The sequence below is a fragment of the Sinomonas terrae genome, from assembly GCF_022539255.1.
GTDB lineage: Bacteria > Actinomycetota > Actinomycetes > Actinomycetales > Micrococcaceae > Sinomonas > Sinomonas terrae.
The window spans coordinates 1,806,073-1,827,183 of record NZ_JAKZBV010000001.1; the positions used below are offsets into that span (position 1 = coordinate 1,806,073).

General features: G+C 67.5%; 17 protein-coding genes and 2 tRNA genes. 18 read left to right on the forward strand and 1 reads right to left on the reverse strand.

What is annotated here, in order from left to right; translation table 11 throughout:
* The first annotated feature begins 114 nt into the window (after window positions 1–114).
* From ileS to ndk, 4 genes are read left to right on the forward strand one after another with little or no spacing between them, the layout of a single operon-like run.
* Window positions 115–3,444, forward strand: coding sequence for an isoleucine--tRNA ligase (gene ileS, locus L0M17_RS08430; RefSeq protein WP_241053496.1), 3,330 nt, complete (start codon window positions 115–117; stop codon window positions 3,442–3,444).
* Complete coding sequence (locus L0M17_RS08435) at window positions 3,441–4,814, forward strand: bifunctional folylpolyglutamate synthase/dihydrofolate synthase (protein ID WP_241053497.1); 1,374 nt, start codon at window positions 3,441–3,443, stop codon at window positions 4,812–4,814. The genes ileS and L0M17_RS08435 overlap by 4 nt, the downstream gene beginning before the upstream one ends.
* Window positions 4,814–5,287: a DUF4233 domain-containing protein gene (locus tag L0M17_RS08440; RefSeq protein WP_241053498.1), complete on the forward strand. Its 474-nt coding sequence runs from the start codon at window positions 4,814–4,816 to the stop codon at window positions 5,285–5,287. The genes L0M17_RS08435 and L0M17_RS08440 overlap by 1 nt, the downstream gene beginning before the upstream one ends.
* Before the next feature lie 39 nt (window positions 5,288–5,326).
* Window positions 5,327–5,746 carry a nucleoside-diphosphate kinase gene (ndk, locus tag L0M17_RS08445; protein WP_241053500.1) on the forward strand — a complete coding sequence of 140 codons (420 nt, stop codon included), beginning with the start codon at window positions 5,327–5,329 and terminating at the stop codon, window positions 5,744–5,746.
* Between the two features lie 651 nt (window positions 5,747–6,397).
* Here ndk and L0M17_RS08450 read toward each other — a convergent pair.
* Window positions 6,398–7,042, reverse strand: coding sequence for a vitamin K epoxide reductase family protein (locus tag L0M17_RS08450; RefSeq protein ID WP_241053502.1), 645 nt, complete (start codon window positions 7,040–7,042; stop codon window positions 6,398–6,400).
* 381 nt (window positions 7,043–7,423) lie between these two features.
* Here L0M17_RS08450 and L0M17_RS08455 point away from each other — a divergent pair, with 381 nt between their 5' ends.
* From L0M17_RS08455 to L0M17_RS08520, 14 genes are all read left to right on the forward strand, one after another.
* On the forward strand, window positions 7,424–10,723 hold the full coding sequence (locus tag L0M17_RS08455) for an Rne/Rng family ribonuclease (RefSeq protein ID WP_241053503.1): 3,300 nt from the start codon (window positions 7,424–7,426) through the stop codon (window positions 10,721–10,723).
* Between the two features lie 3 nt (window positions 10,724–10,726).
* Window positions 10,727–12,235 carry a bifunctional hydroxymethylpyrimidine kinase/phosphomethylpyrimidine kinase gene (locus L0M17_RS08460; protein ID WP_241053504.1) on the forward strand — a complete coding sequence of 503 codons (1,509 nt, stop codon included), beginning with the start codon at window positions 10,727–10,729 and terminating at the stop codon, window positions 12,233–12,235.
* Between the two features lie 291 nt (window positions 12,236–12,526).
* The gene (rplU, locus tag L0M17_RS08465; protein WP_043124956.1) at window positions 12,527–12,838 is read left to right on the forward strand and encodes a 50S ribosomal protein L21; all 312 of its coding nucleotides are present in this window, start codon (window positions 12,527–12,529) and stop codon (window positions 12,836–12,838) included.
* 52 nt (window positions 12,839–12,890) lie between these two features.
* On the forward strand, window positions 12,891–13,145 hold the full coding sequence (gene rpmA / locus L0M17_RS08470) for a 50S ribosomal protein L27 (RefSeq protein ID WP_043124953.1): 255 nt from the start codon (window positions 12,891–12,893) through the stop codon (window positions 13,143–13,145).
* A 174-nt stretch (window positions 13,146–13,319) separates the two neighbouring features.
* On the forward strand, window positions 13,320–14,906 hold the full coding sequence (gene obgE, locus L0M17_RS08475; protein WP_241053505.1) for a GTPase ObgE: 1,587 nt from the start codon (window positions 13,320–13,322) through the stop codon (window positions 14,904–14,906).
* Entirely contained in the window at window positions 14,887–16,026 is a 1,140-nt protein-coding gene (gene proB / locus L0M17_RS08480) for a glutamate 5-kinase (RefSeq protein ID WP_241053506.1), read from the forward strand. Before obgE ends, proB begins: the two co-directional genes overlap by 20 nt.
* Before the next feature lie 18 nt (window positions 16,027–16,044).
* Window positions 16,045–17,382, forward strand: coding sequence for a glutamate-5-semialdehyde dehydrogenase (locus L0M17_RS08485; RefSeq protein ID WP_241053507.1), 1,338 nt, complete (start codon window positions 16,045–16,047; stop codon window positions 17,380–17,382).
* Between the two features lie 77 nt (window positions 17,383–17,459).
* Window positions 17,460–17,711 (forward strand): hypothetical protein, encoded by a 252-nt coding sequence (locus tag L0M17_RS08490; protein WP_241053510.1) that lies wholly within the window; start codon window positions 17,460–17,462, stop codon window positions 17,709–17,711.
* Between the two features lie 56 nt (window positions 17,712–17,767).
* Window positions 17,768–18,433, forward strand: a complete 666-nt coding sequence (nadD, locus tag L0M17_RS08495) for a nicotinate-nucleotide adenylyltransferase (protein WP_241053512.1) — start codon at window positions 17,768–17,770, stop codon at window positions 18,431–18,433.
* A gap of 8 nt (window positions 18,434–18,441) precedes the next feature.
* Window positions 18,442–19,698, forward strand: a complete 1,257-nt coding sequence (locus L0M17_RS08500) for a hypothetical protein (protein ID WP_241053513.1) — start codon at window positions 18,442–18,444, stop codon at window positions 19,696–19,698.
* Window positions 19,699–19,736: 38 nt separating this feature from the next.
* Window positions 19,737–20,129 carry a ribosome silencing factor gene (rsfS, locus tag L0M17_RS08505; RefSeq protein ID WP_241053514.1) on the forward strand — a complete coding sequence of 131 codons (393 nt, stop codon included), beginning with the start codon at window positions 19,737–19,739 and terminating at the stop codon, window positions 20,127–20,129.
* An 8-nt stretch (window positions 20,130–20,137) separates the two neighbouring features.
* Complete coding sequence (locus L0M17_RS08510) at window positions 20,138–20,797, forward strand: histidine phosphatase family protein (RefSeq protein ID WP_241053515.1); 660 nt, start codon at window positions 20,138–20,140, stop codon at window positions 20,795–20,797.
* A gap of 117 nt (window positions 20,798–20,914) precedes the next feature.
* Window positions 20,915–20,987 (forward strand) — tRNA-Ala (locus L0M17_RS08515).
* A 1-nt stretch (window position 20,988) separates the two neighbouring features.
* Window positions 20,989–21,061 (forward strand) — tRNA-Ala (locus tag L0M17_RS08520).
* The last annotated feature ends 50 nt before the right edge of the window (window positions 21,062–21,111 follow it).

Below are 21,111 nucleotides of genomic sequence, written 5' to 3' on the forward strand. Positions count from 1 at the left end.
CGCCGCATGTGCGAGCACGCAGCGCGCGGGCAAGCGAGGTGGTACCGCGGTGCCGCCCGGCAGATCCGGGCGTACGCCGTCCTCGCGTCCGATGCCATACAGCCAAGGACTTCCGTGAGCGTGTACCCCAAGGCGACCACCTCGCCGCACCCCGAGAACGCGGCCGGTACGCCGGCGACGAGCACCGTTCGGTTCCCCGACCTCGAGGAGCGGATCCTCAAGTACTGGGACGAGGACGGCACCTTCCAGGCTTCCATCGACCAGCGCGACAGCGGCCGCGACGGCTCCAACGAGTTCGTGTTCTACGACGGCCCGCCCTTCGCCAACGGCCTTCCGCACTACGGTCATCTCCTCACCGGCTACGCCAAGGACCTCGTCGCGCGCTACCAGACGCAGCGCGGCAAGCGCGTCGAGCGCCGCTTCGGGTGGGACACGCACGGCCTGCCCGCCGAACTCGAGGCCATGAAACAGCTTGGGATGAGCGACAAGGCCCACATCGAGAAGATGGGCATCGACAAGTTCAACGATGCCTGCCGTGCCTCGGTGCTCAAGTACACCCACGAGTGGGAGGCGTACGTGAAGCGCCAGGCCCGCTGGGTCGACTTCGAGAATGACTACAAGACGCTCAACGTCGAGTACATGGAGTCCGTCGTCTGGGCGTTCAAGACGCTCTACGACAAGGGACTCACCTACAGCGGGTACCGCGTGCTCCCGTACTGCTGGAAGGACGAGACCCCGCTCTCGAACCACGAGCTCCGCATGGACGACGACGTCTACAAGGACCGCCAGGACCAGACGGTCACCGTGACGTTCCCGCTGCTCGCCGGCGAGTCTGAGGCGTCGAAGGCGCTCGCGGGCGTCCTCGCGATCGCGTGGACGACGACGCCCTGGACCCTTCCGACGAACGAAGCCCTCGCGGTCGGGCCCGAGGTGCGCTACGCCGTCGTGCCCGCCGGGCCGCGCGGCATCGCCGCTTCCGACATCCCGGGTGACGCACGCTTCCTGCTCGCGGAGAGCCTCATCCCGAGCTACGCCAAGGACCTCGGCTACGAGGACGGCGAGGGAACGTCTGCCGCTCAGGCGGCGGCTGCCGCCGTCGAACGCTCTTTCCTCGGCTCGGAGCTCGACGGGATCCGCTACGAGCCCCTCTGGGACTACTTCACCGACGCCGAGACGTGGGGGACCGGCAAAGGGTGGCAAATCCTCGTCGCTGACTATGTCACGACGACGGACGGCACCGGCATCGTCCACCAGGCTCCCGCCTATGGCGAGGACGACCAGAAGGTGTGCGAGGCTGCGGGAATCCCCGTGATTCTCTCAGTGGACGACGGCGCGAAGTTCCTTCCGCTGTTCGCCTCCGGCGAGGATGCTCCCCTCGCAGACATCGTGGGACTCCAGGTCTTCGAGGCCAACAAGCCGATCACGCGCGTGCTGCGCGAACAGGGCAGGCTCGTCAAGCAGGCGAGCTACGTGCACAGCTACCCGCACTGCTGGCGGTGCCGCAACCCTCTGATCTACCGCGCCGTCTCGAGCTGGTTCGTGGAGGTCACGAAGATCAAGGACCGCATGCTCGAGCTCAACGAGCAGATCAACTGGATCCCCAGCAACGTCAAGCACGGACAGTTCGGCAAGTGGCTCGAGAACGCCCGGGACTGGTCGATCAGCCGCAACCGGTACTGGGGGTCGCCGATCCCTGTGTGGGTCTCTGACAACCCCGAGTATCCGCGGACGGATGTCTACGGCTCCCTCGCCGAGCTCGAGCGCGACTTCGGTCGGCTTCCGCTCAACCATGACGGGCAGCCCGACCTGCACCGGCCCTTCATCGACGAGCTCACACGGCCCAATCCCGACGATCCGACCGGTCAGTCGACCATGCGTCGAGTCCCCGACGTACTGGACGTCTGGTTCGACTCGGGCTCGATGCCGTACGCCCAGGTGCACTACCCCATGGAGAACCAGGACTGGTTCGAAACGCACAACCCCGGCGACTTCATCGTCGAGTACATCGGCCAGACCCGTGGCTGGTTCTACACGCTCCATATCCTGGCGACCGCGCTGTTCGACCGGCCCGCGTTCCGGAACGTCATCAGCCATGGGATCGTCCTCGGCTCGGACGGGCAGAAGATGTCCAAGAGCCTGCGGAATTACCCCGATGTCTCCGAGGTCCTCGACCGTGACGGGTCGGACGCCATGCGGTGGTTCCTCATGGCGAGCCCGATCCTGCGCGGCGGAAACCTCATCGTCACCGAGCAGGGCATCCGGGACGGCGTGCGCCAGGTGATCCTCCCGCTCTGGAACGTGTACAGCTTCTTCACGCTCTACGCGAACGCCGCGGGGGAGCACGGCTACGACGCCAAGCTCCGCCACGACGGTTACACGGACCCACTGGACCGTTACCTTCTGGCGGAGACCGGTCGGCTCGTCTCCGGCATGCGTGGCCACCTCGACGCGTACGACATCTCGAACGCGTGCGAGCTGCTGCGCGAGTACCTCGAGATGCTCACGAACTGGTACGTCCGCCGCAGCCGGCAGCGCTTCTTCGATGAGGACACGGACGCGTTCGACGCCCTCTACACCGCCTTGGAGGCCGTCTGCCGGGCCGCGGCGCCCCTCCTGCCGCTCATCTCCGAGGAGATGTGGCGGGGGCTCACCGGCGGCCGTTCGGTGCACCTGACCGACTGGCCGGACTCGACGCTGTTCAGCGACGAGCCCACCCTCGTCGAGCAGATGGATCGCACGCAGGCTGTTTGTTCGGCAGGCTCGTCGCTGCGCAAGGCTGCCAAGCTCCGGGTGCGGCTCCCGCTCAAGGCGATGACCGTCGTCGTCCCCTCGGCTGGCTCGCTCGCCGGTTCGGAGGCTGTCATCGCGGATGAGCTCAACCTCAAGTCGGTGCGCCTGCTGGACGCGGAGGAAGCGTCGCCCGAGGAGTTCGGCATCGAGCAGAAGCTCGTGGTCAACGCCCGGGCAGCCGGCCCCCGCCTCGGCAAGGGAGTGCAGCAGGCCATCAAGGGCTCGAAATCAGGCGACTGGTCCGTCTCAGAGGACGGCGTCGTGACAGCGGGCGGGATCGCTCTCGAGCCGCACGAGTACACGCTCGAGACGGTTGTCGACGCCGAGAAGGCTGGCGCGTCGAGCGCGGTCGCGATGCTTCCCGGCGGCGGCTTCGTGGTCCTGGACACCGAGGTCACGCCTGAGCTCGAGGCCGAGGGCTTGGCCCGCGATCTTGTCCGGGTGATCCAGCAGGCTCGCAAGGATGCCGATCTCAACGTGAGCGACAGAATCCGGACGAGCCTCACGGCGCGTCCCTCGGTGATCTCCGCGGCCCTCGCCCACGCCGAACTGCTCAAGGGCGAGACACTGAGCGTCGAGCTCGAGTTCCTCGAGGCGGAGGTCGATCCGACGGCGATCGTCGAACCGGTCGTGGCGACGGAAGGCGCACGGTGACCGAGGCTACGAGCTCCCTGACCACAGTCGACGAGGTCTACGCCGAGCTCCTCGGGCGGGCCCCTGAAAACAAGATGGAGCCGCGGCTGGCCCCGTTGTTCCGCGCCATGGACGTGCTGGGAGAGCCGAACAAGGCCTTTCCGATCGTGCACATCACGGGTACCAACGGGAAGACCTCGACCGCCCGGATGATCGAGGCAGGCCTCCGCGCCCACGGTCTCCGGACGGGCCGCTACACGAGTCCCCATCTGAGCCGCGTCACGGAGCGCATCAGCATCGACGGAGCGCCGGTCCCTGACTCGACGTTCGTGCGGATCTGGAACGAGATTGCGCCCTACCTCGGGATGGTCGATTCGGAGCTGACCGAGGCGGGACAGCCGCGCCTCACGTACTTCGAGTGCGTGACGATTCTGGGCTTCGCGATCTTCGCAGACGAGCCCGTGGACGTCGCCGTCATCGAGGTGGGCCTCGGCGGGATCACTGATGCGACGAACGTGGGTGACGGCGTCGTCTCCGTGGTGACGCCGATCTCGCTTGATCACACGGATCTGCTCGGTGATACGACCGAGGACATCGCCCGTGAGAAGGCTGGCATCATCAAGCGGGGCGGCTTCCTCGTGAGCGCTGCCCAGCCCGCCGACGCCGCGCAGGTCCTGCTTGAGAAGGCGCGTGAGGTCGGGTCGGAGTACCGCTTCGAAGGTGTCGAGTTCGGCGTCGAGAGCCGGATTCTCGCCGTCGGCGGCCAACTCGTGACGATTCAGGGCCTCGCCGGCAGGTACGAGGACCTCACCGTGCCGCTTCATGGAGCGCATCAGGCCGAGAATGCGGCCGTCGCCGTGGCCGCGCTCGAGGCGTTCCTCGGTGGGGGCGAGCGGGAGCTGGATTCGGACGTCCTGCGCGCGGGCTTTGCCACCGTCACATCGCCCGGGCGGCTCGAGGTCGTCAAAACTTCTCCGACGATCGTCGTCGACGCCGCCCACAACCCGGGCGGCATCCAGGTGAGCGCTCAGGCGCTCATCGAGGCGTTCGACTTCAGCAGGCTGGTCGTCGTCCTGGGCGTGTTGCGAGAGAAGGACGCCGAGGAGATCCTCCGGACCCTCGAGGAGGAGTTCCGCGAGCAGCAGGTCGAGTATGTCTTCACCCAGTCCGCTTCGCCCCGGGCAATTCCCGCTGAGGAGCTGGCGGAGATCGCCCTTGACCTCGGCTTCGACGAGGACGCAATCCACGCCGAGGCCAAGCTCGACGAGGCCATCGCGTACGCGGTCGAGCGGGCAGACGAGGTGGGCGATTATGCCGGCGGCGTGCTCGTCACTGGCTCGATCACCGTGGTCGGCGAGGCCCGGATCCTTCTTGGAAAGGCGGTGGATTGATGGCGCGACTCACTAGAGCCCAGCGCGAGTGGCGTCCCGGTATGCCACGGCAGCGGCGTTCGATCCGAGTGCAGTTTGCCTCGATCGTGCTGCTTACAGAGGCGTTCGTCGCGTTCTTCGCGACTCTCGCTGTCTTCGGGCTGCACGCAAGCCAGTACGGCACGGGGCTCGTGCTCGGCGCCGGGTTGGGTCTCGTTGCGGTCCTCGTTTTCTCGTGCGCTGTGGTCAAGCGCGCTTGGGGCATGGCCCTCGGCTGGGTGCTTCAGCTTGCGCTCATCGCGCTCGGGTTCATTGAGCCCATGATGTTCTTCGTGGGGGTGCTCATGGCTCTCGCGTGGTGGTTCGCCATCCGCACCGGCTTGAGGCTGGACCGGGAGAACATCCAGCGTGACCGGGAGCAGGCCGAATGGGAGCGCACCCACCCCGAGGAGGGCGGGTCGGCGGCGTCTGGGGGAGAGGTCCAGACTCAGTAGACTGGCCTCGATCCCCAAGACCCCTATCAAGGAGCATCCGTGAGCGCAGAGCGCACCCTTGTTCTCGTAAAGCCCGACGGCGTTTCCCGCGGCCTCGCCGGCGCGATCCTCGCCCGTGTCGAGGGCAAGGGCTACCAGCTTGCAGAGCTCAAGCTGCTGACAGCCACACGCGAGTTGCTGGAGCAGCACTACGCCGAGCATGAAGGCAAGCCGTTCTACGAACCGCTCGTCGAGTTCATGCTCAGCGGGCCGGTCGTCGCCGCAGTGTTCCAGGGCGAGCGGGTCATCGAGGGCTTCCGGTCCCTCGCGGGCGCGACGGATCCGACGAGCGCGGCCCCCGGCACCATCCGTGGCGACTTCGGCCGCGACTGGGGCCTCAAGGTCCAGCAGAACCTCGTTCACGGGTCGGACTCGCCGGAATCGGCAGAGCGAGAGATCGCCATCTGGTTCCCCGCCTAATCGTTTCGGGTACAGATATCTCCCCGCCTAATCGTTTCGGGTACAGATCTTCCGCCCACCTGATCGTTTCGGGTACAGATCTTCCGCCCACCTGATCGTTTCGGGTACAGATATCCACCCCTTTACGAGACTCGGGTACGCGAACTCCAGCTCTGATTCAGAACAAGTACGACGGCGGGCGGCGACTTCCACGAGAGAGTCGCCGCCCGTCGTCGTTCTTTCGCCGAAAGTACCCTCGCGTCGGGAATCCGGCGGTCCCGACAGCTTTAGGGAGGGGAGTTGGTGTACCCGAGACGCGGTGGGAGGGGAGTTGGTGTACCCGAGACGCGGTGGGAGGGGAGTTGGTGTACCCGAGACGCGGTGGGAGGGGAGTTGGTGTACCCGAGACGCGGTGGGAGGGGAGTTGGTGTACCCGAGACGCGGTGGGAGGGGAGTTGGTGTACCCGAGACGCGGTGGGAGGGGAGTTGGTGTACCCGAGACGGGGAGGGAGGGGAGTTGGTGTACCCGAGACGGGGAGGGAGGGGAGTTGGTGTACCCGAGACGCCGTGGGAGGGGAGTTGGTGTACCCGAGACGGGGAGGGAGGGGAGTTGGTGTACCCGAGACGCGGTGGGAGGTGGGTTGGTGTACCCGAGACGGAGAGGGGTGGGGGTTACATCGTCGACGGGACGAACATCGGCAGGAAGCGGAAGAAGATCGAAGCGATCACGCCGATGTAGAGGATGGCCACGATGATCCAGCCCCACTCGCCGAGCGTCTTCACGAGGCCGGCCCGGGCTGGGATGACCCCGCGCTGGAGGTTGCGGATCGTTGTCCACACGAACATCGGGATCATCATGGCCCAGACGACCATGCAGAGCGGGCAGAGGATGCCGATCGCGTACAGCGCTTGGCTCCACAGCCACACGAAGAACACGAACCCAAGGGTCACTCCCACCTGAAAGCAGACCCAGTACCATCGCCGGAACGCGGCTCCGGCAAAGAGGCCCATCGCCGCAGTCAACGTGATGCCGAACGCGACGATGCCGATGAACATGTTCGGGAAGCCGAAGACCGAGCTCTGCCACGTACTCATGACTTCGCCGCACGAGACCCAGGGGTTCACGTCGCAGACCGTCACGAAGTTCGGGTTGGCCAACTTCTGCAGCTTCTCCAGCACGAGCTCACCGGATGCGAGCCACCCGACGATGCTCGTAATCAGGAGCAGCCATGCGAACGGGATCCTCTTCGTCATGAGCGGGCCGGGCTCGGCTTGGGCCGAGGTCGCGGTCTGGGCGGAGGCGGGGGCCTGCGTCATGACGATGTTTCCTTTCTGGGTGCTTGCCCTGATTCTACGGCGCGCGTCTGACACCGAGCTGATTCGGGCGTATGTGAGACAATGCAGTTGGCCGGGCGTCGATCCACATTCGGCGGCCGGTCCGATGCACTGCCACGAAGACCGCCGGTCCAACGCCGGGCGCAGGGGTGAATTGCCCGTCTGCCGCCCGCTGGCCTCGGCGGCACCTTGCCGGCCGGACAGGCCGCGGGTTCCCTGGGCAGCATCGGCCTGAGTGGCCGGCGACGCCGCAGCCACTCGGGTACCAGAGACGACTTCGTCGGCGCCTGCGGGTGCCGGCATGTGGTGCCGTTCGGGCGCCGAATGTGGCGGCGTTGCGGGCGGCTTGTGGAGTACGCACAAATGGACATTGAACAGCAGGCCCAAGAGGGCCCGGAACGCCCCATCGAAGAGGCTGCCCCCGTGGCCAAGACGCGCAGGGCGCCGCGGAGGGCGAAGGCTGCCGCGGGCAGCCCGAGCGAGTCTGCCGGGGGAGAGTCGCCTGAGCAGGTCGAGGCTCGTCAGGGGGCAGCGGACGACGCCGCAGGCTCGGCTCAGGTGGTCGACGCGCCCGCGGCCGAGGCACCCCAGAAGCCCAAGCGAGCCCCCCGCAGCCGGAAGAAGGCCGTTCAGGCAGCGCCGGAGACTCCCTCCGAGACTGTTGAACCTGAGATGGCGGCTCCTGTAACAGCCGCATCCGCGGAGGCCCAGGCAGAGGTGCCGGTTGAAGCTCCGGCTGCCCCGAAGTCGCGGTCCCGGCGCGCTTCGGCCCGCGCCGCGGCCGCCCACGCGGACTCGAAGTCGGAAGCGGCGACGCCGATGCTCCCGCTTCCCAACGACGGCGAGCAGGGTGAAGAGCCGACGAGCGCTTCTGGTTCCCGAGCCAAGAGTTCCGTGAGGGCACGTCGTCGTGCTGTGGTCGCTGCACAAGCGGCCCAGACCGCCGTCGAGGAGTTGGACGCCTCCGACGAAAGCCGTGAAGCGCAGGTCGAGCCGGCCCCGGACGAGCAGTCGTCGCGTGAGACCAAGCGGCCTGCCCGCCGTCGCGCGAAGGCGCCGTCCCCCGAGCCTGCAGGAGAGCAGGTCGCGGAAGTGGCGGAAGGGCAGGCCACCGCATCCGAAACCACAGAGGAGCCCGAGACGCAGGTCGAGGGCCACGAGGAACCCGTTGCGATGGGCCCGCTTGCCGCGCTCTTCAGCGAGCCGCTCTCCCCGACGTCCATGATCTTCCAGGCGCCTGACCTCAGCGTCGTAACCCGTTCGGCGCCGTCGGTTCCGATCGACGATCAGGCCGAGGAAGACGAGGACGACGAGTCCGGAGGCTCGCGCCGTCGTCGCCGGAGCCGCGGCCGGAGGGGCCGCGGCCGTCTCGACGAGGGTTCGGAGGAGATCGCCGAGGAATCCGAGGGAGCCGAGGGAGCCGAAGATTCCGGGGAGCAGGAAGAGGTCACTTCCCGCCGACGTCGCCGCCGGAGGCGCGGCGAGAGCGATCTCGAGCTCGAGGGCGGCTACGACGACGATCCGCCCAACACCGTCACCCGCGTCCGCGCGCCGCGCACCCGCGCGGAGGTCACGAGCAACCGCGTCCAGAGCGTAAAGGGCTCGACTCGCCTCGAGGCCAAGAAGCAGCGCCGCCGGGAGTCCCGCGAATCGGGCCGGCGCCGGCACGTGATCACCGAGGCGGAGTTCCTCGCCCGCCGCGAGTCGGTGGACCGGCAGATGGTCGTCCGGCAGAAGGAGGACCGCATCCAGATCGCGGTCCTCGAGGACGGTGTCCTCGCCGAGCACTTCGTGTCCAAGACACAGCAGGATTCCCTCATCGGGAACGTCTATCTGGGCAAGGTGCAGAACGTCCTTCCTTCGATGGAGGCCGCGTTCGTCGACATCGGCCGCGGCCGCAACGCGGTGCTCTACGCGGGCGAGGTCAATTGGGACGCAGCTGGCCTCGAGGGTGCGCCGCGCCGTATCGAGAACGCGCTCAAGTCGGGCGACTCCGTGCTCGTCCAGGTCACGAAGGATCCGGTGGGCCACAAGGGTGCCCGCCTCACGAGCCAGATCTCGCTGCCCGGGCGCTACCTCGTCTACGTTCCCGGCGGCTCGATGACGGGCATCTCCCGGAAGCTGCCCGACGTCGAGCGCAACCGTCTCAAGCGGATCCTCAAGGACCGACTCCCCGCGGATGCAGGCGTCATCGTGCGTACGGCGGCCGAGGGTGCGAGTGAGGAAGAGCTCACCCACGACATCAACCGCCTCCGCGCCCAGTGGGAGGCGATCCAGGGACAGGCGACGTCGACCAAGGTCCTCGCGCCCGAACTCCTCTACGCGGAGCCCGATCTCACGATCAAGGTGGTCCGAGACGTCTTCAACGAGGACTTCTCGAAGCTCATCGTGAGCGGGGAGGAGGCCTGGGACACGATCGAGGCCTACGTCACCTATGTGGCGCCGGACCTGTTGGGCCGCCTAGAGAAGTATCAGGGAGATGCCGACGTCTTCGCCGAGTGGCGGATCGACGAGCAGATCCACAAGGCGCTGGACCGCAAGGTCTTCCTGCCGTCGGGCGGCTCGCTCGTGATCGACCGCACCGAGGCGATGACCGTCATCGACGTCAACACGGGCAAGTTCACGGGCTCGGGGGGCAACCTCGAGGAGACGGTGACCAAGAACAACCTCGAGGCCGCGGAGGAGATCGTCCGCCAGCTGAGGCTTCGGGACATCGGCGGCATCATCGTGATCGACTTCATCGACATGGTGCTCGAGTCGAACCGCGACCTCGTCCTGAGACGTCTCGTCGAGTGCCTCGGCCGGGACCGCACGAAGCACCAGGTCGCCGAGGTGACGTCGCTTGGCCTCGTGCAGATGACCCGCAAGCGGATGGGCACGGGCCTGCTCGAAGTCTTCAGCGAGACGTGCGAGGTGTGCGGCGGCCGAGGGGTCATCACGCACGAGGAGCCAGTCGAACGGGGACGTGCTCAGGGCTCCACTTCCGAGCACCAGCCGTTGCGCGGAGACGGCCAGCAGGCGACAGTCCGGCCTGAGCGGCGGCGGCGCCGTGGGCGCGGCCCGCAGGATCAGGAGCCGGCCCCCGCACCCGTGCACCATCAGCCCGTGCCCGTGCCCGTGCCGGAGGCCGACGACGCCGAGCGCCAGGCGCGCGCCCAAGCAACGAGGGCGGCACTCGCCGCGGTCGCTGCTGCGGCCCACGCTGCACACGTGCACGACGACGAGAAGGCCCATCCCGAGGTGCACGAAGAGGCCCCGAAACCGGCTCCGCATCACGAGCCCGTGCCAACCCCAGCTGCCAACACGAGTGCCGCTGTCCCGGTGCTGACGATCGGTGGCGAGCGCATCGAGCTCCCGATCGGCGAGGCGGTTCCCGTCGCTCCGCGGCCCGAACCGAAGCTCAGCCTCGACGCCTTGAGCCATGCGTTCGACGAACTGACCGGCGAACGCCATTCGGGCGAGGAGCGCCCTGGCCGCCGTCGGCGCAGCCGGGGCGCCAAGAGCGGGCAGGGATCGGCTGAGGTCACGCGGGTCGACGAGTCCGCGGGCGCAGTCGGCGGTCGCGCCAGCACGTCGTCGGCACAGTCGACGCCTGCTCCCGAGAAGCCCGAGGGTGATGGCCCGCTCATCCTGGGCGTCGGCGTCCCGGCGTCGGAGCTCTGAGAGGTGGCGCGGCGCATCCCACGGGTCCTGAGCATCGCTGGCTCCGACCCCTCGGGCGGAGCCGGCATCCAGGCCGACCTCAAAAGCATCGCGGCAATGGGCGGTTACGGGATGGCGGCCATCACGGCGCTGACGGCCCAGAACACCCGGGGCGTTACCGGCGTGCACACGCCGCCCCCGGAGTTCCTGACGGCACAGCTTGATGCAGTGTCCTCCGACATCGAGCTCGACGCCGTCAAGATCGGCATGCTCTCGGACGCCCAAGTGATCGGGGCCGTCGGCGAGTGGCTGGACCGGGTGCGCCCCGGCGTCGTCGTCCTTGATCCGGTGATGGTCGCCACGAGCGGCGACCGCCTGCTGGCGGACGACGCCGCAGCCGCCTTGCGCGGGCTCCTCGCCAAAGCGGACCTCGTCACGCCGAATCTTCCCGAGCTCGGTGTGCTCCTCGACGAGCCGACGGCGGAGACGTGGCAGGACGCGCTGGCCCAAGGGGAGCGTCTCTCGGAGCTCATCGGTGCTGTCGTCCTCGTGAAGGGCGGCCACCTCGGGGGCCCCGAGTGTCCGGACGCACTCGTGGATGCGAGTGCACCCAAGGGGAAGCGGATCGTCGAGGTGCCCGGAACGCGGGTCGACACCCGCAATTCTCACGGAACCGGCTGCTCGCTCTCGTCAGCACTTGCCACGATGCAGGCTCGAACGGGTGATTGGGCCGCGTCCTTGAGGGTCGTCAAGGAGTGGCTGCTCGGTGCCTTGGCTGCGTCGGACGAGCTTGAGGTCGGTGGGGGCCACGGTCCGGTTCACCACTTCCATCACGCCGAAGAAACGGTCCCCCTCGCCGAGGGTGAGTTCGCCGCCCGCATGTGGGACGCGACGGCCAAGGTTCGGGCCGAGATCGACGCGCTGCCCTTCGTGGCCCAGCTCGATGCCGGTTCGCTCCCCGAGGCCCAGTTCGCGTACTACCTCGCTCAGGACGCCCAGTACCTCAACGGGTTCTCGCGAGCCTTGGCCCGGGCGAGCGCCCTTGCTCCCACCGAAGAGGAACAGACGTTCTGGGCCAACTCGGCTCAGGTGTGCCTTGAGGTCGAGGCCGAACTGCACCGTTCATGGCTCTCCCGCCACCCTCTCCCATCGGGTGAGACGTCGGTCAAGGGCCCGGTGACGAAGGCCTATCTCGATCACCTCATCGCAGCGTCGGCGGTGGGGAGCTACGCGGTGCTCGCAGCGGCAGTGCTGCCTTGCTACTGGATCTATGCGGTGGTGGGTGAGGACCTGCATCGGCGCCACATCCAGCGGGCCGAGGCCGGAACGGCTTCGATCGAGCATCCGTACGGGGCGTGGATCGAAACGTACGCCGACGAGGGGTTCGCTGAGGCTACGCGGCGTGCCATCGGCTTCGCGGATCGGGCAGGCCGAGACGCCTCGGCTAGCGAACGTTCGGCGATGATGGAGGCATTCCGGCAGTCAACCGTGTACGAGCGAGACTTCTTCGACGCGCCATCGAAGTTCGCCTGAGCCGAGAATGTCCCCGCGGTGGGCTAAACTTGTACAGCGTGCTTCCGGCACGGACTCCTTGCAGCAGGGCGTTTGCCTTGTTGTGGGTGGTCATTTGCGGCCGGGTAGAGGACTGGCGTAGTCTAGATCCTCGGTGCTGACGCCTACACTTGGGTTTTGCTCCCAGGGAATCCCCTCGCGGACTCACGGCATGAAGCACAGTCGAGCGCTTCCAGGCCGCTGCAGAGGCAGCAGTGTGGGGCGCCGCGCGCAAGAGCTTTCAGTAATAACGTCGAGAGAAGTGAGTTCCCAGTGGTGTACGCGATTGTCCGCGCCGGCGGCCGCCAGGAGAAGGTTTCCGTCGGAGACTTCGTGACCCTCAACCGCGTGGCCGGCGGTGCCGGCAGCACCATCGAGCTGCCCGCCCTCCTGCTGGTCGACGGCGAGAAGGTCACGTCCGATTCCGCCGAGCTGGCCAAGGTCAAGGTCACGGCTGAGGTTCTCGAGGACCTGCGTGGCCCGAAGATCGTCATCCAGAAGTACAAGAACAAGACGGGCTACAAGAAGCGCCAGGGCCACCGTCAGGATCTGACCAAGGTCAAGATCACCGGCATCACCGCCTGATCACGGTTCCCGCAGCTCAGTAACCCCAACAGATTCAAGGTAGGCACAGCTCATGGCACACAAGAAGGGCGCAAGCTCCACCCGTAACGGCCGCGACTCGAACGCGCAGCGCCTCGGCGTGAAGCGCTTCGGCGGCCAGACCGTCAACGCCGGCGAGATACTCGTCCGCCAGCGCGGCACCCACTTCCACCCGGGTAACGGCGTCGGCCGTGGCAAGGACGACACCCTCTTCGCTCTCGAGGCGGGCGCTGTGCAGTTCGGCACGCGTCGCGGCCGTCGCGTCGTGGACATCGTCGTCGCCCAGTAGTCTGGGCTGGCCCGGCGCAGGCCGGGACCGCAGGTTTATCACGGTGGAGCGGGCCAGTGGCCCGCTCCGCCTGTTTTTTGCCCATGCACCGTCCAGGAGGACGGTCGCGGGACGCCGGGGACGGCGGGCTCCGCGAACTAGAATCGGGGGAGACCCCGGCGTAAGGAGAATGGCGTGGCGAGCTTCGTCGACCGCGTGGTGCTGCACGTCTCGGGCGGCCATGGGGGCCACGGCTGCGTTTCCATCAAGCGTGAGAAGTTCAAGCCGCTGGGCGGTCCCGACGGAGGGAACGGAGGGAACGGAGGCGATGTCGTCCTTCGGGTCTCGTCCCAGACGACGACGCTGCTCGACTACCACCATTCGCCCCACCGCCACGCCGAGAACGGTGGCCCGGGGATGGGCGACTGGCGGGTCGGCCACCGTGGCGAAACCCTCGTCCTTCCGGTGCCTGATGGCACAGTCGTAAAGTCGCGCGATGGCAACGTGCTCGCCGACCTCGTGGGGGAGGGCGCAGAGTTCATCGCCGCCGCCGGTGGCCAGGGAGGCCTCGGCAATGCAGCCCTCGCTACAGCGAAGCGGAAGGCTCCCGGCTTCGCTCTTCTCGGTATCGAGGGCGAGGAGCGGGACATCGTCCTCGAGCTCAAGTCCATCGCCGACGTAGCTCTCGTAGGCTTCCCCTCGGCCGGCAAGTCGAGCCTCATCGCAGCGATGTCCGCGGCGCGGCCCAAGATCGCCGACTACCCGTTCACCACGCTCGTCCCGAACCTCGGCGTCGTCCAGGCGGGCGATGTACGGTTCACGATCGCGGACGTTCCCGGCCTCATCGAAGGGGCGAGCGAGGGTCGCGGCCTCGGCCACGACTTCCTCCGGCACGTCGAGCGCTGCGCGGCGATCGTCCACGTCCTCGACTGCGGGACGCTTGAGTCCGACCGCAACCCGATCGACGATCTCGACATCATCGAGGGCGAGCTCGCTAAGTACGACGTCGACATGAGCTTCGCGGGCCCTGACGGCGAGGTAGTGCCGCTCAACGAGCGACCACGACTCGTGGCCCTCAACAAGGTGGACCTTCCGGACGGGAAGGCGATGGCTGAGATGGTGCGGGCAGAACTTGAGGGGCGCGGCTACCGCGTGTTCGAGGTCTCGGCTACGAGCCACGAGGGTCTGCGGGCCCTCGGTTTCGCGATGGCCGAGATCGTCCAGCGGGCTCGGGACGAGGTCAAGGCTGCACCGCCCAAGGTGACGCCCGCCGTCCTCCGTCCCCGCGCGGTCAACGAGAAGTCCTTCACGATCCGCAAGGAGGAGCGCAACCTCGAGCCGCTGTTCCGGATCATCGGCGAGAAGCCCGAGCGGTGGGTCAAGCAGACCGACTTCACGAACGACGAGGCCGTCGGCTATCTCAGCGACAGGCTCAACCGGCTGGGTGTCGAGGACGAGCTCTTCAAGGCCGGCGCGCATGCCGGGGACACGGTGGTAATCGGTGAGGACGATGCCGTTGTCTTCGATTGGGAACCGACGATGTCGGCAGGAGCGGAGCTCTTGGCGGGGCCACGCGGAAGCGATGTCCGGCTCAGCGACTGGTCGCGACCTACTCGGGCCCAGAAGCGCGACGAGTTCGAGGACCGGAAGGCGGCCCGGGCGGCCGCGCGCGACGAGCTCGAGGCCGAACGCCGGGCTGGGATCTGGACGGAGTCGAGCCGGCGCAAGGAGTGGGCGCCCGATCTGAAGTCCGAGGAGAGAGATGACGACGGCGAGTTCTGAGCTCGGCGTCCGCGGCCGGGAATGGCTGCCGGAGGCGCGCCGGATCGTCGTCAAGGTCGGTTCTTCCTCGCTGACGACGATCCGTGGCGGGATTTCCGAGCAGTCGCTCGCGGCTCTCGTCGATACGCTCGCCGAACGGTCGAATGCGGGGACTGAGATCGTGCTCGTCTCGTCCGGCGCCATCGCCGCGGGGCTCGCGCCTCTCGGACTCGCGAAGCGTCCGCGTGACCTCGCGACGCAGCAGGCGGCGGCGAGCGTGGGCCAAGGGCTGCTCATGGCGCGCTATACCCAGGCCTTCGGTGCCCACGGTGTCACCGTGAGTCAGGTACTGCTCACCGCCGACGACCTCGTGCGGCGCACGCAGTACAAGAACGCGCATCGGGCGCTCGAGAAGCTGCTCCACCTCGGCGTCGTGCCCGTCGTCAACGAGAACGACACCGTTGCCACTCATGAGATCCGCTTCGGCGACAACGATCGTCTGGCAGCCCTCGTGGCCCACCTCGTCCATGCCGACGCGCTCGTGCTCCTCTCCGACGTCGACTCTGTCTACACCGGGCCACCGTCCGAGGGCGGTGCCCGGATCGCCCATGTGCGCGGGGCGGAGGATCTTGACGGCGTGCGGATCGGAAGCACCGGTGCTGCGGGCGTCGGCACCGGTGGGATGGCGACGAAGATCGAGGCCGCGAGCATCGCTGCGAGCTCTGGCATCCCGGCGCTCGTGACGTCTACTGCGGCGGCGGAGCGGGCGCTGGCCGGAGAAGACGTCGGGACCTGGTTCAGCGTGAGCGGCCGACGGAAACCCGTACGCCTCCTTTGGCTGGCCCACCTTGCTGCAACGAGGGGGACCCTTACGCTCGACGACGGCGCGGTCCGGGCAGTCGTACAGCGCCACCGGTCGCTGTTGCCCGCGGGGATCACCGCCGTTTCGGGTGATTTCGAAGCGGGTGATCCCATTGAAATCGCGGACACCACGGGGAAAGTGGTCGCTCGGGGACTCGTGAACTTCTCGGCCGACGAGCTGCCGGATATGCTCGGGCGCTCCACGAAGGAGCTCGGACGCGAGCTCGGTCCCGAGTACGAGCGTGTAGTCGTTCACACAGATGACCTTGTGATCGTCTAGCTCGTTAGACTTGAAGGCATGACTGACACCGTCGCCCACCGCGAGACTGCCCACGCCGCCGCGCAGGAAGCGGCCACCCCAGCCGCCGCACAGCCGGTGGACGTCGAGCCCGCGGTCCTCGCAATCGGCGACCGTGCCCGCGTGGCATCACGCGCCCTCGGCCGTGCCAACCGCGCGTCGAAGGACCGTGCCCTTCGTGCTATCGGCGGCGCGCTCAGGGAACACGAATCCGGAATTCTTGCCGCGAACGAGAAGGACCTCGAGGCTGGCCGCGAGAACGGGACGTCGAAGGCGCTTCTCGACCGTCTGGCGCTGACGCCAGCTCGGATCGATGGGCTTGTCGCTGCGCTCGAGAACCTCGCGGGGCTTCCTGATCCGGTGGGCAACGTGGTCCGCGGGCAGACCCTGCCCAATGGCCTGCGCATGAGGCAGGTCAACGTCCCCATGGGGGTTGTTGCGGCAATCTACGAGGCGCGTCCGAACGTGACCGTGGACATTGCCGGCTTGGCCCTCAAGAGCGGTAACGCCGTGATCCTTCGCGGGGGAAGCGCGGCAGCGAACACGAATCGCGAGCTTCTTGCCATCCTCCGCGACGCGCTCGTCGAGGTCGGATTGCCCGCGGACGCTGTCCAGAGCGTGGACGAATACGGCCGTGCCGGCGCGGAAGTGCTCATGAAGGCGCGCGGCCGGGTGGACGTGCTGATCCCTCGCGGCGGCCGGGAACTCATCCAGAACGTAGTCCTCAACTCGACCGTTCCGGTGATCGAGACCGGCGAAGGCAACGTGCACATCTTCGTCGACGAGTCGGCCGACGAGGCAATGGCCGTCGAGATCCTGCTCAACGCCAAGACGCAGCGCCCCAGTGTCTGCAACACCGTGGAGACGCTCCTCGTCCACTCCAAGAGCACGGTGCTGCCGGCTCTTGCTCGCGCGCTCTCCGAGCGCGGAGTGCGCCTGCACGTCGACGGGCGATCCATGGATGCGCTGCCCGCCGGCGTCGAAGCCGTCGCTGCGACCGATCTGGACTGGGCTACCGAGTACATGGACCTCGACCTCGCCGTCGGCACCGTGGATTCGATGGACGAGGCGCTCGAACACATCCGGCGCTGGAGCACCGGTCACACCGAGGCGATCATCACGAATGACCTCCGCAATGCGGAGCGCTTCATCGCCGAGATCGACTCCGCCGCGGTCATCGTCAACGCGTCTACCCGTTTTACCGACGGCGGCGAGCTGGGACTCGGTGCAGAAGTCGGCATCTCGACCCAAAAGCTGCACGCTCGGGGTCCCATGGGCCTGACCGAGCTCACGACGACCAAGTGGATCGTCCAGGGCGAGGGACAGGTGCGCGCGTGAGCCGTTCTCCGCACCTCCCGGGGTAGGATGATCGGAAGACTGATCGCAGGGATTTAGCAAGGCTCGGAGGAGTAATCATGCTGGCAACGCTCATGACCACCGCACTCAGCGTAAGTGCAGAGGCCGCGGGGGCTGAGACGAAAGCGCCGACGATCGCGCCGCCGTTCGTCGTCGGCGTCACTCTCTTCGTCTTCTTCATAGTCCTCCTTTCCGTGACGCTTTCGTACACCAACCTCGGCCGCCGCCATGAGCCGACGGACGAGCATGCTGACCCGCACCGTCAGCACCCGAACAAGCACGACCGTCACGTGGGCTCCCCGAGCCACTGACACCTTTGACGGAACCAGTGCAGGTGCCGGGTGGGCGGCGCATTCGCCTCGGAGTGATGGGTGGGACGTTCGATCCCATCCATCACGGGCACCTCGTGGCGGCGAGCGAAGTAGCCTCGAAGTTCGGCCTCGACGAGGTCGTCTTTGTGCCGACCGGCGAACCCTGGCAGAAGTCGAGCCGGCGGGTGAGCCTTGCCGAGCACCGATACCTCATGACGGTGATCGCGACGGCGTCCAACCCGCGCTTCACTGTGAGCCGCGTCGACATCGAGCGGCCAGGGCCCACGTATACCATCGACACGCTCCGTGACCTGCGAGCCGAGCGGCCAGAGGCCGATCTGTACTTCATCACGGGCGCGGATGCCATGGCCCAGATTGTCGGTTGGAAGGACGTGGACGAGCTCTGGAGCCTCGCCCACTTCGTTGGGGTGACTCGGCCCGGGCATGAGCTGCCCGACCTCGGCCGCGCCGAGGTGAGCCTGTTAGAGGTGCCTGCCATGGCGATTTCGTCGACGGACTGCAGGGCACGCGTCGCGTCCCACGAGCCGGTTTGGTACCTCGTTCCGGACGGTGTCGTCCAGTACATCGCGAAGTACGGACTGTACCTCGACGACGCGAATGCGAAGGCGGCGCGGGCTGACGGTGTGATCCACTTGGCCCCCACCCAGACTCCTCCACTCCGCCGAGCGGGCGCCGCAGGAAGCGCCTCGGCGGCTTGGTGAATGAACCTATGAACAATGACGAGAAGCCCATGACGAGTCGCCGGGAACGGCGACTGGCTCAAGCTGCGCGAGGGGACCAGCCTGCCGCGCAGCTGACGCCTGCCCAGGCACGAGCGGAGGCCGAGGCGCGAGCAGAGGCAGAGGCCCGCGCCGCTGCCGAAGCTCAGGCCCGCGGGGGCCAGGGCGCGCGGGAGGCGGCTGGTGGCCTCGATGCTGCAGCCAGCCGTTCCCGCAGAGCCCTTGACGCGCCGCTTGACGCTGTTCGCAGCGAACGAAGCTCTCAGGCTCGAGCGCGAGACCGCGAGGCTCACCGGGTCATGCGCGAGCTCGCCGAGAAGGAGCAGGCGGCCAGGTTCCCCAGCCGACGTGAAATGCGGGAACAGGGCCAGGACACTCCGTCAGCTTCAGCGGAGCGCCCGCAGTCGGCTCAAGGGCCGGCCTCGGCGCCGCGGCCGGCAGCCGCCCCACAAGGTCGTTCGACTCAAGGACCGGCCACGCAGCAGCGTACGGTCTCGCAGCAGCGTCCGGACTCGCCGTCGTCGGACATTCCGGCGGGAAGCCTCCCTGTGGTGCCCCCGCACGGTGGCGGGCAACAGCGCCAAGCCGGGGCGCCGTCGTCGTCCGTGCCGTTTCGTGAGCCGACGCCGACCGCACCCTTCAAGATCCCGCAGAACCCTGCGGGCGAGCCCGTTCTCGGGCCGGAGACGGGCTCGTTCCGCAGACTGAGCCACGAACAGATCGCTGCTGCCCGCGAGCTTCTGCGTGCTCAGGCGAAGGGTGAGGCCGAGGCGCGTTCTGGTCGTCGCAGCGGCGCTCCGGTTGATCCGGAGACCAGGAAGCAGCAGGTGGCCAAGGCCGAGCGCGAAGCCGTGCTGAGCCGGCGTGCGCAGGCGCGCCAGCGGCTTGCGGAGGAGACACGCCGGGAGACTGAGGGGCCTCGCAAGACCGCGCCGGCGTCGGCGAACAATCTCGCGATGGTCACGCCGCTCGAGTACGTCAAGGTCCCGGGGATCCCGCATCCCGTCATGAAGCCGCCGTCGACGCACCACGTGCCGGTGGTGACTGACCGGACCCCTCGGCAGCGCACGGCCGGCGTCGCAGCGCGCGAGGCGGCCCCGATCGCGGCGCAGTCCGCTCATGGTCTCGACCCCCTCGAGCCTCAGAAATCCCGGGTCGATCGGGAGCGCATACTGCTCCTCGGGATCGGCGCCATTGGCATCGTGGCCCTTATTGCGGCCGTTTTGATTGTGCTGCTCGGCAAGTAGCCGGGGCGGCATCGAGTACTTCACAACAAGGAGCTTCATTGAGCGCAGCCGAAACGGTTGTTGAATCCGCAAAGGTGGCCGCAAAGGCCGCCGCGGACAAGCTGGCCGAGAACATCGTGGCCATGGACGTGAGCGAGCGACTCGCGATCACGGATCTCTTCATCATTGCGTCCGCCGCGACCGAGCGTCAAGTCAATTCGATCGTCGACAACATCGAGGACGAGCTCATCAAGCTGGACCGCCGTCCCGTGCGCCGCGAGGGACGCACCGAGGGGCGATGGGTGCTTCTCGACTACGGTGACATGGTCATCCATGTGATGCACGATGAGGACCGTGCCTTCTACGCCCTCGAGCGGCTCTGGAAGGACTGCCCATCTGTTGACCTCGGGATCGAGGAGCCGGGCGCTTCGGCGGCCTCGGCAGCCGGCTGAGCCCGGCTGTGGGGGAACGGCGAAGGATCGTCTTCTGGCGGCATGGGCGCACCGACTGGAATGCGGCGGGACGCTTCCAGGGGCAGACTGACATCCCGCTCAACGACGACGGCGTGCGCCAGGCAGCGCACGCCGCACGCTTGCTCGCGGCGATGGGCCCGACGGCGATCGTTGCCTCGGATCTCGAACGGACGCGGTCGACGGCGGAGGCTCTCGCCACCGAGACGGGTTTGCCTGTCACCCTGGATGCTGGGCTGCGTGAGACGAACGCCGGCAGCTGGCAGGGGAAGACGTTCGCGGAGATTCGCGTCACCGAAGCCGAGCAGCTCGGTCGCTGGGAGGAAGGAGACGTGACGGTGGCCGCCGGCGGGGCTGAGACCCGTCTCGACGTCGCGGCTCGGTCTCGGTCAGCCGTGGAGCGATCTCTCCCGCGCGTGGGGGAGTCGGGCACGCTGGTTGTGGTGAGCCATGGCGGCGCCATCCGTGTTGTACTGGCCGAACTGCTCGGCCTTCCGCACGAGCTTTGGGGCGCGCTGTCCGGCCTCTCGAACTGCAATTGGTCGGTTCTTGAGGAGCGTGCTCCCGCCCCCGACGGCTCCGCGCGCTGGCGCCTCGGGGAGCACAACGCAGGCAGTCTTCTGGTTCCCGTTCCCATCGTGGAGGGGTGACGACGGCGGCCCCTCGGATTTGTGCGGCAGGGTCGCCCCAGCTAAGATGGACGAGTTGCTTCGGACGGGATGAGGGGATCCGTGGATCCTCCGAGAGGTTCTGTCCGCTGCTAGTTCGGGGCTGTGGCGCAGCTGGTAGCGCACCTGCATGGCATGCAGGGGGTCAGGGGTTCGAGTCCCCTCAGCTCCACGGGGGTATGGCGCAGTTGGTAGCGCGTCTGCATGGCATGCAGAAGGTCAGGGGTTCGAATCCCCTTACCTCCACCCTGAGAGGCCCGGAATCCCGGGCCTCTTTTCTTTTGTGTTGAGGTGGA